Raw genomic sequence first — 15,787 nt, forward strand, 5'->3', positions numbered from 1 at the left:
ACCGATTGCTCAGCCTGCGTTTCTCACGCGAGTCAGTGACGGGTTGTCTCAGGTAACGGGCGCAAGGGTGTGTGCACATAGAAGCCGATGAATGAACACGGGAACTTCAGGGGCGAGAGGGAGGCGATTGGATTCATGTTGAGGTCGACACTCTTTTTATTTTTAATTTGGACGTGCATGTCATATGTCGTCGTATGACTTAAGCGATTTATAGCCAGTCCCATGGGCCACTGTCAACAAGAAAACTCCTTAGACCTGAACGGCCTGACCGTCCTGAAAATGCGATATATAATCGAATAACCCCGTTAAACGGGCTCTTGGACCCAGGCACCGCGACGCGCCGCTCGCTCCCTTGTCAGTTTTGAAAGGGGGTCATCGACCCTTCATTGTTGTACGACGACTTATAGCAAAGCAGTCAGAATCCGCCCCACTGCGCGCAATCAGGCACAGATCCAAAGGTTTTTGGCAGGATTCCCAATGCAGCCATTCACCGGCTGTAGCAAAGTGCGGGCATGGCTGTTATCGGCTTTTCCGAAGGAACCCAGAATGTTCACCTCCCTTGCATTGCGAAACAGAAAACCGCTGGCCCGCCTCGCCCTGGCTATCACGCTGGGCACGCTCGGCCTGCCTTACTGGGCGGGCAATGCCCAGGCCCACGGCGGTCATGCCGACATGGTGCCGCTGCAAGAGGGTCTGGAGGCCTTTGGTGCCACGGTGAAATGGGACGACTACGCCAACCTGTTCACCATTGCCAAGGACGGGGTCTATCTCAAGGTCAAGCCCGACAGCAAAGTGGCAATGCTCAACGGCAAGCGCATAGAGCTGACGGTGCCGGTGGTGTTCAAGGACCATAAGGCGTTCATGTCCACCGACTTCATCAACCAGGTGTTCCAGTCCGGGCTGGACAAGACCTTCGTCGTCGAGACCCGCCCCAACCCGCTCAATCCCCTGAGCGCCGCCGAAATCACCACAGCCGTGGACATCGTCAAGAAATCGGACAACTACAAGCCCGGCTTCCGTTTCACCGAAGTCTCGGTCAAGGCGCCGCCCAAGGATCAGGTGTGGAACTTCGCCCTCACCGGGCAGAACGTCGCCCAGCCGCGCGAGGCCTCGATCGTGGTGCTCGACGGCAAACACGTGATCGAAGCGCTGGTGGATCTCGACACTAAGACACTCAAGTCCTGGAAGCCGATCGAAGGTGCCCACGGCATGGTCTTGCTGGACGACTTCGCAACGGTGCAATCGGCCGTCGAGAGCAGCCCGGAATACGCCCAGGCCCTGGCCAAGCGCGGCATCAACGACGTGAAGAAGGTCGTGGCGACGCCACTGACCGTCGGTTACTTCGACGGCAAGGACGGCCTGGCGCAGGACAAGCGCCTGCTGAAAATCGTCAGCTACCTCAACACCGGTGACGGCAACTACTGGGCGCACCCGATCGAGGGCCTGGTGGCGATTGTCGACCTGGAACAGAAGAAGCTGATCAAGATCGAAGACGACGCGCTGATCCCGGTGCCGATGAAACCGACGCCGTATGACGGGCGCGGACGCCAGGGCGTCGCAGTCAAACCGCTGGAAATCATCGAGCCCGAGGGCAAGAACTACACCATCAGCGGCAACAGCATTCACTGGCAGAACTGGGACTTCCACGTTCGCCTCGATTCGCGGGTCGGACCGATCCTGTCCACCGTCACCTACGACGACAAGGGCAAGAAACGCAAGATCATGTACGAAGGCTCGCTGGGCGGCATGATCGTGCCCTACGGCGACCCGGATGTCGGCTGGTACTTCAAGGCCTACCTCGACTCCGGCGACTACGGCATGGGCACCCTGACCTCGCCGATTGCCCGCGGCAAGGACGCCCCGCAAAACGCCGTGCTGCTGGACGCCACCATCGCCGACTACACCGGCGCACCGACCGCTATCCCCCGCGCCATGGCGGTGTTCGAGCGCTACGCCGGCCCCGAATACAAACACCAGGAAATGGGCCAGCCCAATCTCAGCACCGAGCGCCGTGAACTGGTGGTGCGCTGGATCAGCACCGTCGGCAACTACGACTACATCTTCGACTGGGTCTTCCAGCAGAACGGCACCATCGGCATCGACGCCGGCGCCACCGGCATCGAAGCGGTCAAGGGCGTGAAGTCCAAAACCATGCACGAAGACACCGCCAGGGAAGACACGCGCTACGGCACCCTGCTCGATCACAACATCGTCGGCACCACGCACCAGCACATCTACAACTTCCGCCTCGACATGGACGTGGACGGCGAGCAGAACTCACTGGTGGAAGTGAACCCGGTGGTGCTGCCCAACGACCGTGGCGGCCCGCGCACCAGCACCATGCAGACCGAAACCCGGGTAGTCGGCACCGAGCAACAGGCGGCGCAGAAATTCGACCCGTCGACCGTGCGCCTGCTGACCAACTTCAGCAAGGAGAACAAGGTCGGCAACCCGGTTTCCTATCAACTGATTCCGTACGCCGGCGGCACCCACCCGGTGGCCAAGGGCGCCAACTTCGGCAAGGACGAATGGCTCTACCACCGCCTGAGTTTCATGGACAAGCAACTGTGGGTGACCCAATACAACCCCGAGGAAAAATACCCGGAAGGCAAGTACCCGAACCGCTCGGACAAGGACTCGGGCCTGGGGCAGTTCACCCAGGACAACCACTCCATCGAGAACACCGACGACGTGGTCTGGCTGACCACCGGCACCACCCACATCGCCCGCGCCGAGGAATGGCCGATCATGCCGACCGAGTGGGTGCATGTGCTGTTGAAGCCGTGGAACTTCTTTGATGAAACGCCGACGTTGAACCTCAGCTCACAGAAGTAAACGATAAACACAATACCTGTGGGAGCGGGCTTGCTCGCGAAGGCGTCGTGTCATTGACATTGATGTCGACTGACACGACGCCTTCGTCGGAACGCCGCCCGGAGTAAGCCCGCTCCCACAGGGTTAATCAGTGTTCAGGTAATTCCATCAGCGTGTCAGGCCTCATCCCGATCGTTGATCCTCTTACCCAAGCGCATCAATCCGGTCCAGCGTCTGGTTCACCGCCAGCTCCGCCAACAGGATGACTTGCGCGATGCCCAACAAGGTATTGCGACTTGTCCCCTGCGTTCGATCCGCCAGATCCATGGTCATGACGTTGGCCGATGCCAGTGACTCGCAGGCATGGGCCAGCAGGGTTGCGGTATCGAGTTCCGGGTTGACGATGAACATCGTGCTGAGTTTGCGCGGGGTGGCCATGATGTTGGCGGCTGAGGGAATGGGGTCGGCGGGTTCGTGAGGGGCGTCGGGCGGATTCGGTGTGACCTTGAACATGGGAATTTTCTCCAGTAAGGGCCACAACCATCTCGCGACTAAACGAAAGGGTGGTGGCCGTGCGCAAGTTAGTCGACCGGTAAAGTTTCCCAAAACCCGGTGCGCCCGAAGACGCCATGCGCACAGCCACCATCAAGTGCAGGCGGATGCCTGACTGGATGACACTGATGCAACCGAGGAAAACTAGCCGGGCGACTAAACCCGATCACTGACAATCAGTGACGCGGAGCAAGTTACCGAGCGGCCCCAAGGCGCACAAGCCGGCGGATTCTGGGGTATGTGTAGGCAACGACGCAAGGCGCTGTGGCTTTCGCGAAGTAACCTTGAGGACTTTTAAACAAGCAGGGTTTGCGCTCTGGTGTAGCGCTCGATCCGAACGGTTTAACCCTGTCAAAAAGCAGCCGCGGAACTGGGTGCCGACAAAATAACAAACGGTCCTACAGGCTAGGTGCACCAACACTCGGAAGCATCCTACGCACCCAGCAGAAGCATCCGTGGAACTTCTTCGATGAAACGCCGACGTTGAACCTCAGCACACCGAAGTAACCAGGTCGTACGCAATACCTGTGGGAGCGGGCTTGCTCGCGAAAGCGGTATGTCATTGACATTGATGTCGACTGACACGACGCCTTCGCGAGCAAGCTCGCTCCCACAGGGTTATTCGGTGTTCATGAAAATTCATCAGGCATACCGCTTGCGATACTCCCCCGGCGCAATGCCGAAACGCGATTTGAACGCGGTAGAGAAGTAGCTCGAATCGGAAAACCCCCACGAATACCCCAGCACCGACAACTTCTGCTCCTTGCCCGATTGGCGCAGGGATTCGGCGCACAGGTCCAGGCGACGGTTCTTGATGTAGCGCGCCACCACCAACCCCTTCTTGGCAAACATCCGGTACAGGCCACGTGTGGACATGCCGACTTCCCGCGCCAGCCATTCCGGGCACAGGTCTTCGGAGCGAATGTTTTCGTCGATGCAGGTGAGCGTCTTGCGGAAGATCCGCTCATGGGCATCGGTGCAATCGTCAACCTGGCTGATCGCCGGGCGCAGCAGGCTGACGATCGCCTCCAGGGTCGCTTCGCTTTCCTGGCGGGTCAGGTGCTGCTGGCGGGTGGCGTCGAGGATCAGCCGATGCGAGAGCATGGCGATGGGCGAGGTCGCGGCGATCCGGTGGCCGCACTTGACCGGGTTGAAGCGCAGGGTTTGCTCGACCAGTTGATATGGCAGGATCAGCGACAACTGCCGGGAGTTTTCGCCGTAGGTGAAATCGCTGGGGCGGGAGGCATCGATCAGCGTGATATCGCCGGGGGACAGCAAGACCTTGTCGTCGCCCTGGGCCATGCCCGCCGTGCCGTCGAGCTGGAACACCGCGAAGTACTTGCCGCCCTCGCCCGCCGCGACTTCCTGGGGCGTCCGGTACAAACGCGCCTGGCACACGTCGACGAAACTGAGTTTGAGCGCATCGCTCTGGTATTCGCGGATGCGCCCGGCAAATTCGCTGCCCAGGGGTTGTGCGTTGAAGGCGCCACAGATCTGGTTGATCTGATGGATCCACTGGTCGAACCCATCCTGGCGCTGTGCTGTTGTAGAAATCATGTCAGGCCTCACGCAGGCTTATTTTTATTGTCTACGTCAATCCACACGACACCGGATGCTTCAAGTCTCCTGAACCGCACCACTCCCTGAACAATGACGTGCTACTTCAGTCCGCCAAAACGCCGATAGAAGCTTTCACCGACATCCGGCAACGGGCCGTCGGCCGTTTCCAGCGCAGCGTTCAGCCATTCTTCGGCCTTGGCGTAGATCAAACGGTAAATGTTGCGGCACAACTGGCGGGCGGCGCGGCCTTCCCAGTCGCCGGGCAGCAACTCGTCCGGCAGTTGCGGGTCGCGCAGCAGCAGCTTGCGGTACTCGTGAATCAACAGCACCCGCGCCAGGAAGCAGTCGGCCGGTTGCAGGTTTTCCTGCTCGCGCAGGGCTTGCCACAGCGGCCGGAACAACTGGATGAACTCGCTGTAATGCGCGGCCAGCTCCTCGATGTTCCAGCTCTCGCGCACCTGCAGGCGCAGGGCCTTGGAGGCCAGTACATCCTGGGCGGTGGTTTCGAAGACGATGGTGTCTTCCTGGGCGCCGAGGTCGAGCAGGGTCGCGTTGACGTCGGCCCGGTCGCTGCGCGGACAGGCCAGCACCACCGGCGAAATCGCGCCGAAGCCTTGCCATTCCAGTTCCTCGCGCACCTGTTTGCGTTTGTCCTGGGTCAGTTGCGAGAGCATCACCAGGCACCAGGAACCATCCCAGGCCGGCATCGTGGTGCTGTAGACCCGCTTGAAGGCCTTGTCGAAACGGCGACGGCCGGTGCCCGTCAGGCTGTAGTAACTGCGACGACCGACTTTCTCGGCGGTCAGCCAGCCTTCCTTGGTCAGGCGGAAAATCGAAGTGCGGATCAGCCGTTCGTTGATGCCGATGGGTTCGAGCAACTGAATCAGGCTGCCCAGCCACACGGTGCCGCCATGGGGTTCGATGGCATCCCCGTACAACGTGATGATCAAGGAACTGGCGCGGATCGGCGTCTGCTCCTGGAAGCGGGTAATCAGGTGGTTCAAGGGAGTCAGGGACGACATGGGCGTTCCGTGCAAAAAAAGAAAAGGAATATACCGAAACTCCGTAGGAGCTGCCGAAGGCTGCGATCTTTTGATCTTGATTTTTCAAAAAAACAAAATCAAAAGATCGCAGCCTTCGGCAGCTCCTACACAGGGGATCAGCTGCTTTTCGGTCGAAGGCCACTGTCACTGATACGCGGGCGATCCGGTTCCGGTTCGCTCAGCGGTTCGCACACCTGCATCTGCTCAAGGCAACGCTGGGCCAGTTGCTGATACTCCCGGGTGCCGGCCTGTTTCCACGCCACTTCCTGATCGCTGAGGCTGCGCTTGATGCTGGCCGGTGCGCCCATGACCAGCGACTGTTCCGGGCATTCGAAACCGGCCTTGACGAACGCCGCCGCCGACACGAAGGAGCGCGGGCCGATCCGGGCGTTGTCCATCACCACTGCATTCATGCCCACCAGCGCATCGGCACCGATCCGGCACCCGTGCAGCACCGCGCCGTGGCCGATGTGGCCGTTGCGCTCCACCACCGTGTCGCTGTCGGGGAAGCCGTGCATCACGCAGGTGTCCTGCAGGTTGGCGCCCTCCTCCAGCACGATCCGCCCGAAGTCCCCGCGCAGGCTGGCCAGCGGACCGACATAGCAATGCGGGCCGATGATCACATCGCCGATCAATACGGCAGACGGGTGCACGTAAGCGCTCGGGTCAACCACCGGAGTCAGGCCATCAAGGCTGTAGCAGGTCATGGCAGGTTCCTTCGTAAAGCGATGCAAATAATGGCCTATTTTGTATCACATCACTTTTACCAGCACAAAGACTAAAAACCGTATCACTTGAAACGTACCGTTTCGACGACACTGGACGCGCCCCTAAAAACGCTACAAAACCCAATGAATTCAAGGAAAAACCCGCTATCAGAGCCCCTATACCAGGAAGACGAAAAATCAAAAACCACACAATTAAGACACATTAAATCTATTTTCATATTGCATTTGCGTATCACGTTGTAGCTATACTTGGGCAAAACCGGCCCCTGAGGCCGATCCAATAACGAGCCGGCACCACGCCGAGCGTGCACCCTGAGGGCATCCGCCATGCCTCTGACCCTTGCCGTCGAATTGATCGAGCCTGGCGTCCGCCTGATTACCCTGCAGCGCCCGCAAGCCCTGAACGCCTTGACCACCGAATTGCTGGGCGAGCTGGCCGCTGAACTGAACGCCGCGCAAGCCGACCCCGACACCCGCGCCGTGGTCCTCACCGGCAGCCGCAAGGCCTTCGCCGCTGGCGCCGACATCAAGGAAATGGCCGAACGCAACCTGGTCGGTATCCTCGACGATCCGCGCCAGGCCTCGTGGCAAACCATCACCCGTTTCAGCAAACCGCTGATCGCCGCGGTCAACGGCTTCGCCCTCGGCGGTGGCTGCGAACTGGCGATGCACGCCGACATCATCATTGCCGGCGAAGACGCGCGCTTCGGCCAACCGGAAATCAACCTCGGGATCATGCCCGGCGCCGGAGGCACCCAACGCTTGTTGCGCGCCGTCGGCAAATCCATGGCCATGCAGATGGTCCTCACCGGCGAGCCGATCGACGCCCGCCAGGCCCAGCGCGCCGGTCTGGTCAGCGAAGTGACTCAGCCGGAGTTCACTGTCGAGCGCGCCCTGCACATCGCCCGCAGCATTGCGACCAAGGCACCGCTGGCCGTTCGCCTGGCCAAGGAAGCGCTGCTCAAGGCCATGGACACCGACCTGGCCAGCGGCCTGCGCTTCGAGCGCCACGCCTTCACCGTGCTGGCCGGCACCCGCGACCGCGACGAAGGCATTGCGGCCTTCCAGGAAAAACGCGCACCGACCTTCACCGGCCAGTAATCCAACGAATTCGAACGACTGCCAAGAGAACGCCCAGACCATGAACTTCGAACACATCCTGTTTTCCATCGACGCCGGCGTCGCCCTGCTCAGCCTCAACCGGCCAGACCAGCTCAACAGCTTCAACACCCAGATGCACGGCGAAGTGAAAGAAGCTCTCAAGCAAGTGCGGCAGAACCCGGACGTGCGCGTTTTACTACTGACCGGTGAAGGTCGCGGCTTCTGCGCCGGGCAGGACCTGAGCGACCGCAATGTCGCACCGGGCAGTGCCGTGCCGGACCTGGGCGAATCCATCGAGAAGTTCTACAACCCGCTGATCCGCCAGTTGCGCGACCTGCCGCTGCCGGTGATCTGTGCAGTCAACGGCGTCGCCGCCGGCGCCGGCGCCAACATTCCGCTGGCCTGTGACCTGGTGCTGGCGGCGCGTTCGGCCAGTTTCATCCAAGCGTTCTGCAAGATCGGCCTGATTCCCGATTCCGGTGGCACCTGGACCTTGCCGCGCCTGGTCGGCATGGCCCGAGCCAAGGCCCTGGCCTTGCTTGGCAATCGCCTGAGCGCCGAACAGGCCGAACAATGGGGCCTGATCTACCAGTGCGTGGACGACGCCGACCTGCGCGACGAAGCGCTGAAACTGGCTCGCCACCTCGCCACTCAACCCACCTACGGCCTGGCGCTGATCAAACGCAGCCTCAACGCCAGCCTGAGCAACAGCTTCGACGAACAGCTGGAACTGGAACGCGACCTGCAACGCCTGGCCGGGCGCAGCGAGGATTATCGCGAAGGCGTCGGCGCCTTCATGGAAAAACGCACCCCAAGCTTCAAGGGGCGCTGAGTCATGACCGCATTGAACACCTCTGCACGTATCGCCGTGATCGGCGCCGGGGCCATGGGTGCCGGCATCGCCCAGGTCGCGGCCCAGGCCGGCCATCCGGTGTTGCTGCTGGACAACCGTCCCGGCGCGGCGGCGCAGGCCATTGAAGGCATCGATCGACAACTGGGCAAACGGGTCGAAAGCGGCAAGCTGTCCGCCGAGTCACGCAGCGCAACCATTGCCCGCCTGCAAGCGGTGGAAGCCATCGAAGCCCTGGCCGATTGCGAGCTGATCATCGAAGCCATCGTCGAGAACCTCGAGGTCAAGCGTGCACTGTTCCGCCAGCTCGAAGGCATCTGCGGCGAGCACTGCATTCTCGCCAGCAACACCTCGTCGCTGTCGATCACCAGCATCGCCGCGCAGCTTGAGCATCCAGAACGCTTGCTCGGCCTGCACTTCTTCAACCCGGCGCCGGTCATGGCACTGGTGGAAATCGTCTCCGGCCTGGCCAGCGATCCCGTCCTGGCTGAGTGCCTGTACGACACTGCCAAGGCCTGGGGCAAAAAACCGGTGCACACCCGTTCGACGCCGGGCTTCATCGTCAACCGCGTGGCCCGGCCGTTCTATGCCGAAAGCCTGCGGATGCTGCAGGAAGGCGCGGCCGACTGCCCGACCCTGGATGCGTTGATGCGCGAAGCCGGCGGCTTTGCCATGGGCGCGTTCGAGCTGACCGATCTGATCGGCCATGACGTCAACTATGCCGTGACTTGTTCGGTGTTCGACGCTTATTACCAGGACACGCGCTTCCTGCCGTCGTTGATCCAGAAAGAACTGGTGGACGGCGGGCGTCTGGGACGCAAGAGCGGCCAGGGTTTCTACTGCTACGCCCAAGGTTCGGAACGTCCGCAAGCCGCAGAAATCAGCAGCGATGCGAAAGTCGAGGTCTGTGCCGTGGAAGGCAACCTCGGTATCGCTCAAGGCTTGCTCGCACGCTTGCATGAACAAGGCGTCGAGATCGTCCAGCGTGATGGTCAGGGCTTGCTGCGAGTCGGTGATGCCGTGCTGGCCTTGAGTGATGGGCGCATGGCCTGTCAGCGGGCTCGCGAAGACGGGCTGCGCAACCTGATCCTGCTGGATCTGGCGTTCGATTACGCCAATGCCAAACGCATCGCCATCAGCCATGCGGCAGGCATCGATCCGCAGGCCCTCGAACAAGGCGTGGCCCTGCTGCAACGGGCCGGCCTCAAGGTCAGCCTGCTCAGCGACAGCCCGGCCCTCGCCGTCCTGCGTACCGTGGCGATGCTCGCCAACGAAGCCGCCGACGCCCTGCTGCAGGGCGTGGCTTCGGCCGCCGACATCGATCTGGCGATGCGCGCCGGGGTCAATTATCCACAGGGTCCGCTGGCCTGGGCCGATGCCATTGGCCTGTCGCACATTCTTCAAACGCTGGAAAACCTGCAAGCCAGTTATGGCGAAGAACGCTACCGGCCGTCGCTGCTGCTGCGCCGTCGCGTCGCCGAAGGGAGAACATTCCATGACTAACCATGAAGCCATGACCTTGGCCAGTGAATGCGCACAATCTCTGTTCCAGCGCGACGCCGCCAGCCAGGCCATGGGCATGCGCCTGCTCTCGGCCGGCCCCGGTTGCGCGCGAGTGGGCATGACAGTGCGCGCCGACATGGTCCAGGGCCACGGCACCTGCCACGGCGGCTACCTGTTCGCCCTCGCCGATTCGGCGTTCGCCTTTGCCTGCAACAGCTACAACGAAGCCACCGTGGCCATCGGTTGCAGCATCGACTACATCGCCCCGGCCCGCCTGGGTGACACGCTCAATGCCGACTGCATCGAGCAGAGCCGTTCCGGGCGCACCGGCAACTACGACGTACGCATCGAAAACCAGCAGGGCCAGTTGATCGCCCTGTTCCATGGCAAATCCTACAAAGTGCGCGGCCCGGTGCTGACGCAGGAGAACCCGAATGAATGACGCCCTGATCATCGACGCCGTCCGCACCCCGATAGGCCGCTACGCCGGGGTCCTGAGCAGCGTGCGCGCCGACGACCTCGGCGCGGTGCCGCTGCGCGAACTGCTGCGCCGCCACCCGCAAGTCGACTGGAACACGGTCGACGACGTGATCTACGGCTGCGCCAACCAGGCCGGCGAAGACAATCGCAACGTCGCGCGCATGTCGGCCCTGCTGGCCGGGTTGCCGGTCAGCGTGCCCGGCACCACCCTCAATCGCCTGTGTGGCTCCGGGCTGGACGCAGTGGGCACGGCTGCCCGGGCGATTCGCAGCGGCGAAACCGGGTTGATGCTGGTCGGCGGTGTCGAGTCGATGTCCCGCGCGCCGCTGGTGATGGGCAAGGCCGAGCAGGCGTTTTCCCGTTCGGCGGAAATCTTCGACACCACCATCGGCTGGCGCTTCGTCAATCCGCTGATGAAACAGGCCTACGGCATCGACTCCATGCCGGAAACCGCGGAGAACGTCGCCGAACAGTTCAACATCTCCCGGGCCGACCAGGACGCCTTCGCCCTGCGCAGCCAGCAGCGCGCAGCGGCCGCCCAGGCCAACGGGCGCCTGGCGAAAGAAATCGTCGCCGTGGAAATCCCGCAGCGCAAAGGCCCGGCCAAAGTGGTCGAGCACGACGAACATCCACGCGGCAACACCACGCTCGAACAGCTTGCCAAACTGGGCACGCCGTTCCGCGAAGGCGGCAGCATCACCGCCGGCAACGCCTCCGGGGTCAACGACGGTGCCTGCGCGCTGCTGCTGGCCAGCCCGCAAGTCGCCAAGCGCCACGGCCTGACCGCCCGTGGCCGGGTCGTGGCCATGGCCACCGCCGGCGTCGAACCACGGATCATGGGCATCGGCCCGGTGCCGGCCACGCGCAAGGTGCTGGAAGTGGCCAACCTGAGCCTGGCCGACATGGACGTGATCGAGCTCAACGAAGCGTTTGCCGCACAGGGTCTGGCGGTGCTGCGCGAGCTTGGCCTGAGCGACACCGATCCGCGGGTCAACCCCAACGGCGGCGCCATCGCCCTCGGCCACCCGTTGGGCATGAGCGGCGCGCGACTGGTGACCACCGCCCTGCATGAGCTTGAGGAGCGTAACGGCCGCTACGCCCTGTGCACCATGTGCATCGGCGTCGGCCAGGGGATCGCGCTGATCATCGAGCGTCTATCCCACTAAAGAATCGCGATTCCCGAGGAGCCGAGAGGTATCCTTGGGGCATGCACTCAAAGTCCTTGTGCAAAAGGGCTGGAACACAAAAACAATTCGAGTGAACACATGAACATGCCAATTGCCCAAGCCGTGCTGAACCCTGTGCTGGACCCGCTGGAAACCGCCAGCATCGACGAGCTGCGCCAGCATCAGCTGGAGCGCCTGCGCTGGAGCCTGAACCACGCATACAACAACGTGCCGCTGTACCGTCAGCGCTTCGATGCGCTGGGCGTACACCCGGACGACATCAAGTCCCTCGACGACCTGGCGAAATTCCCTTTCACCACCAAGTCCGACCTGCGCGACAACTACCCCTACGGTATGTTTGCCGTGCCGATGAACGACATCGTGCGCCTGCACGCGTCCAGCGGCACCACCGGCAAACCGACCGTGGTCGGCTACACCCAGAACGACATCGACACCTGGGCCAACGTGGTGGCCCGCTCGATCCGCGCCGCCGGTGGCCGCCGTGGCGACAAGGTGCACATCTCCTATGGCTACGGCCTGTTCACCGGCGGCCTCGGCGCGCACTACGGCGCCGAACGCCTGGGCTGCACGGTGATCCCGATGTCCGGCGGCCAGACCGAAAAACAAGTGCAACTGATCAAGGATTTCCAGCCGGACATCATCATGGTCACGCCGTCGTACATGCTCAACATCGCCGACGAAATCGAGCGCCAGGGCATCGACCCGCACAAACTGGCCCTGCGCCTGGGCATCTTCGGCGCCGAACCCTGGACCGCCGAACTGCGCAGCGCCATCGAAGCGCGCCTGGGCATCACCGCCCTGGACATCTACGGCCTGTCGGAAATCATGGGGCCGGGCGTCGCCATGGAATGCGCCGAAACCAAGGACGGCCCGACCATCTGGGAAGACCACTTCTACCCGGAAATCATCGACCCGGTCACTGGCGAAGTATTGCCGGACGGTCAGATGGGCGAACTGGTGTTCACCTCCCTGAGCAAAGAAGCCCTGCCGATGATCCGCTACCGCACCCGCGACCTGACGCGCCTGCTGCCGGGTACGGCACGACCGATGCGCCGCATCGACAAGATCACCGGACGCAGCGACGACATGCTGATCATCCGCGGAGTCAACGTGTTTCCGACACAGATCGAGGAACAGGTTCTCAAAGTCAAACAACTCGCCGAGTGCTACGAGATCCATCTGTATCGCAATGGCAACCTGGACAGTGTCGATGTGCATGTCGAGTTGAAGGCTGAGCACCAGCACCTGACCGATGAACAGCAGAAGGCTGTTTGCGGGGAGTTGAGCAAACACATCAAGACGTATATCGGGATCAGTTCGCGGGTTGTTTTGCAGCCGTTTCATTCGATCAAACGGTCGGAGGGCAAGGCTTGCCACGTGTTGGATAAACGTCCTAAAGCATGACTGCTGCACCCTTTATGGCCCCGCTTATTGCGGGGCTTTTTTTTTGCCGGGCTTTACCGACTCTGGAGTCGAGCCCTATTCCTGTGGGAGCGAGCCTGCTCGCGAAGGCGGCCTGACTGCCGGCCTATCTTTTGTTGATTGCGTACATATCCGTTTCTTCGGTAACGGCCTCCTATGGTTCCGCTCTTACAGCGGGTCACTTTGAAAAGCGCAAAGTAACCAAACGCTCTTGCCCCGGACATTCGGTGCCTCGCCGTGGCTCGGCATGCCCTCGCTCCGGTCCAGCTCCGTGGGCCCGCCGCCATCGGCCATCCATGGCCGGGGGCGGCTAACCCGGCATCCATGCCGGGTTGCCCACTGCGCAGAACCTGCGCTCGGCCTCACGAGGGGGCGTACACCGCAACAGCGTCCGAGGCGGCCTACCGGCCGGCCTGGTTCTGATGCATGCGCATTCCCCTGTAGGAGCTGTCGAGTGCAACGAGGCTGCGATCTTTTGGAGGTGATACATCCACAAAATTCCAGTCGGCTTTCGGGCCGCCATCGCGAGCAAGCTCGCTCCCACAGGAACTGAGTACATCAGCAAGGTTTCTGCCGGCCGGTAGTCCGCCATCGCAGGCAAGCCCGCTCCCACAGAAAAGCAAAGACAGAGCGGCATACACAGACGCTCTTCACCACTCAACAGGCCGAGCGTTAGCTCGCCTGCAGCTCTTGATCTTGATCTACCCGCCCCCTCGGCAGGCTGAGTGGAGGTGTTCATCCGGGGATGGGCGCGCAATGCCCCCGGATGAATGCCGGAGCGAAGGAACCCCGAGCCTTAGCGAGGGGCCGTACGTAAGGGGCGAGACCTTTGGTTCCTTTGGGCTGGGCCGGCACTCCGGCGTTTGCCAAAGGGACTCGCCGTAAGGGCGAAACCGCCAGCCGACATTACCGCAGCAATGGATATGTACGCGGTCAACAAAAGACAGGTCGGCTGTCAGGCCGCCTTCGCGAGCAGGCTCGCTCCCACAGGTGGCCGTTACCCCAAAAAGCGCCCACCCATCCAAAGCGATACAAAAAACAAATACGACACGTCATTTTGTGTTTGATATTAAATTCTGTATCGCTTATAAAGTCCCCATGCCCCAGAACAGATTCAAGGCGGGAACTCAAAAATGTACGCACAGCTCGTAGAAACAGGCGTAAAGCGCATCAAGGACCTCTCGGAAATGTCCGACCAGGAACGCGCCTTCCAGGAAAAAATCGATTCAGAAATCAAGATCGAAGCCAAGAACTGGATGCCAGATGCCTACCGCCAGACCCTGATCCGGCAGATTTCCCAGCACGCCCACTCCGAAATCGTCGGCATGCTGCCCGAAGGCAACTGGGTCACCCGCGCGCCGTCGCTCAAACGCAAACTGCAACTGATGGCCAAGATCCAGGACGAAGCCGGCCACGGCCTGTACCTGTACAGCGCCATGGAAACCCTCGGCGCCGACCGTGATGAAGAGATCGCCAAACTGCACAGCGGCAAGGCCAAGTACTCGAGCATCTTCAATTACCCGACGCTGAACTGGGCCGACATGGGCGCGGTGGGCTGGCTGGTGGATGGCGCGGCGATCGTCAACCAGGTGGTGCTGCAGCGCACCTCCTACGGCCCGTATTCCCGGGCGATGATCCGTATCTGCAAGGAAGAGAGCTTCCACCAGCGCCAGGGCTACGAAATCCTCCTGACCATGATGCGCCACGGTAACCAGGCGCAAAAAGACATGGTCCAGGACGCGATCAACCGCCTGTGGTGGCCGTCGCTGATGATGTTTGGCCCAAGCGACGAACACTCGCCGAACAGCGCCCAGTCCATGGCCTGGAAAATCAAGCGCCAGAGCAACGACGAACTGCGCCAGCGCTTCATTGACCAGACCATCCCGCAGCTGGAACTGCTGGGCTGCACCTGCCCCGACCCGGACCTGAAGTGGAACGCCGAGCGCGGCCACTACGACTTCGGCGAAATCCAGTGGAACGAATTCTACGAAGTGCTCAAGGGCAATGGCCCGTGCAACCAGGAACGCGTCGCCGCCCGCCGCAAGGCGATCGAAGACGGCGCCTGGGTCCGTGAAGCCGCCGTCGCCCACGCCCGCAAAAAACAAAACAAGAACGCAGCCTAAGACAACCGTACCCCCTGTAGGAGCGAGCTCGCTCGCGATGGTCGTCAACGTTAACGCTGGCTGCCTGACACCCCGCGGTGCTCGCGGGTACATCGCGAGCAAGCTCGCTCCTACAGAGCCTCAATGTGGAGTAGATATCATGTCCGAGTGGACCCTCTTCGAAGTCTTCGTGCGCAGCAAGCACGGCCTGAACCACAAGCACGTCGGCAGCGTGCATGCCGCCGACACCACCATGGCCATCGAAAACGCGCGCGAGCTCTACACCCGTCGCAGCGAAGGCGTGAGCCTGTGGGTGGTGCCTTCGGCATTGATCACCGCCTCGTCGCCGGATGAAAAAGACCCGCTGTTCGACCCGTCGGACGACAAGGTCTATCGCCACGCCAGCTTCTACGAGCTGCCGGCCGAAGTCGGGCACATGTGAGGT

The 15,787-nt window shown here is 61.7% G+C and carries 13 protein-coding genes; 9 read left to right on the top strand and 4 right to left on the bottom strand.

The window, feature by feature from the left end:
* Nucleotides 1–546 precede the first annotated feature (546 nt).
* Complete coding sequence (tynA, locus tag AC3WJW_RS00280; protein ID WP_493724735.1) at nucleotides 547–2,835, top strand: primary-amine oxidase; 2,289 nt, start codon at nucleotides 547–549, stop codon at nucleotides 2,833–2,835.
* A gap of 183 nt (nucleotides 2,836–3,018) precedes the next feature.
* On the opposite strand, the gene AC3WJW_RS00285 is transcribed toward tynA, so the two are convergent.
* From AC3WJW_RS00285 to paaY, 4 genes are all read right to left on the bottom strand, one after another.
* Nucleotides 3,019–3,327 (bottom strand): DUF6124 family protein, encoded by a 309-nt coding sequence (locus tag AC3WJW_RS00285; RefSeq protein WP_493724736.1) that lies wholly within the window; start codon nucleotides 3,325–3,327, stop codon nucleotides 3,019–3,021.
* 681 nt (nucleotides 3,328–4,008) lie between these two features.
* On the bottom strand, nucleotides 4,009–4,923 hold the full coding sequence (gene feaR / locus AC3WJW_RS00290; RefSeq protein ID WP_493724737.1) for a transcriptional regulator FeaR: 915 nt from the start codon (nucleotides 4,921–4,923) through the stop codon (nucleotides 4,009–4,011).
* Nucleotides 4,924–5,024: 101 nt separating this feature from the next.
* Nucleotides 5,025–5,948: a phenylacetic acid degradation operon negative regulatory protein PaaX gene (gene paaX / locus AC3WJW_RS00295; RefSeq protein WP_493724738.1), complete on the bottom strand. Its 924-nt coding sequence runs from the start codon at nucleotides 5,946–5,948 to the stop codon at nucleotides 5,025–5,027.
* A gap of 137 nt (nucleotides 5,949–6,085) precedes the next feature.
* Complete coding sequence (gene paaY / locus AC3WJW_RS00300; protein WP_102702674.1) at nucleotides 6,086–6,676, bottom strand: phenylacetic acid degradation protein PaaY; 591 nt, start codon at nucleotides 6,674–6,676, stop codon at nucleotides 6,086–6,088.
* A gap of 348 nt (nucleotides 6,677–7,024) precedes the next feature.
* Between paaY and paaF the strand changes: the two genes are divergently transcribed.
* The 8 genes from paaF to paaB all read left to right on the top strand — a co-directional run bounded on the left by paaF (nucleotide 7,025) and on the right by paaB (nucleotide 15,784).
* Nucleotides 7,025–7,798, top strand: coding sequence for a 2,3-dehydroadipyl-CoA hydratase PaaF (gene paaF, locus AC3WJW_RS00305; RefSeq protein ID WP_429383478.1), 774 nt, complete (start codon nucleotides 7,025–7,027; stop codon nucleotides 7,796–7,798).
* Nucleotides 7,799–7,838: 40 nt separating this feature from the next.
* A complete protein-coding gene (paaG, locus tag AC3WJW_RS00310; protein ID WP_007972022.1) occupies nucleotides 7,839–8,630 on the top strand; it encodes a 2-(1,2-epoxy-1,2-dihydrophenyl)acetyl-CoA isomerase PaaG in 792 nt (263 codons plus the stop codon).
* A 3-nt stretch (nucleotides 8,631–8,633) separates the two neighbouring features.
* Nucleotides 8,634–10,151 (top strand): 3-hydroxyacyl-CoA dehydrogenase PaaH, encoded by a 1,518-nt coding sequence (gene paaH, locus AC3WJW_RS00315; RefSeq protein ID WP_493724739.1) that lies wholly within the window; start codon nucleotides 8,634–8,636, stop codon nucleotides 10,149–10,151.
* Nucleotides 10,144–10,593, top strand: coding sequence for a hydroxyphenylacetyl-CoA thioesterase PaaI (gene paaI / locus AC3WJW_RS00320; RefSeq protein ID WP_102702677.1), 450 nt, complete (start codon nucleotides 10,144–10,146; stop codon nucleotides 10,591–10,593). The genes paaH and paaI overlap by 8 nt, the downstream gene beginning before the upstream one ends.
* On the top strand, nucleotides 10,586–11,797 hold the full coding sequence (gene pcaF / locus AC3WJW_RS00325; protein WP_493724740.1) for a 3-oxoadipyl-CoA thiolase: 1,212 nt from the start codon (nucleotides 10,586–10,588) through the stop codon (nucleotides 11,795–11,797). Before paaI ends, pcaF begins: the two co-directional genes overlap by 8 nt.
* Before the next feature lie 99 nt (nucleotides 11,798–11,896).
* Entirely contained in the window at nucleotides 11,897–13,222 is a 1,326-nt protein-coding gene (gene paaK / locus AC3WJW_RS00330; RefSeq protein WP_493724741.1) for a phenylacetate--CoA ligase PaaK, read from the top strand.
* A 1,151-nt stretch (nucleotides 13,223–14,373) separates the two neighbouring features.
* Complete coding sequence (gene paaA / locus AC3WJW_RS00335) at nucleotides 14,374–15,363, top strand: 1,2-phenylacetyl-CoA epoxidase subunit PaaA (protein ID WP_218479320.1); 990 nt, start codon at nucleotides 14,374–14,376, stop codon at nucleotides 15,361–15,363.
* Nucleotides 15,364–15,502: 139 nt separating this feature from the next.
* Entirely contained in the window at nucleotides 15,503–15,784 is a 282-nt protein-coding gene (gene paaB, locus AC3WJW_RS00340; RefSeq protein WP_007943393.1) for a 1,2-phenylacetyl-CoA epoxidase subunit PaaB, read from the top strand.
* Nucleotides 15,785–15,787 lie beyond the last annotated feature (3 nt).

Source organism: Pseudomonas sp. GW821-FHT07G06 (assembly GCF_058986625.1).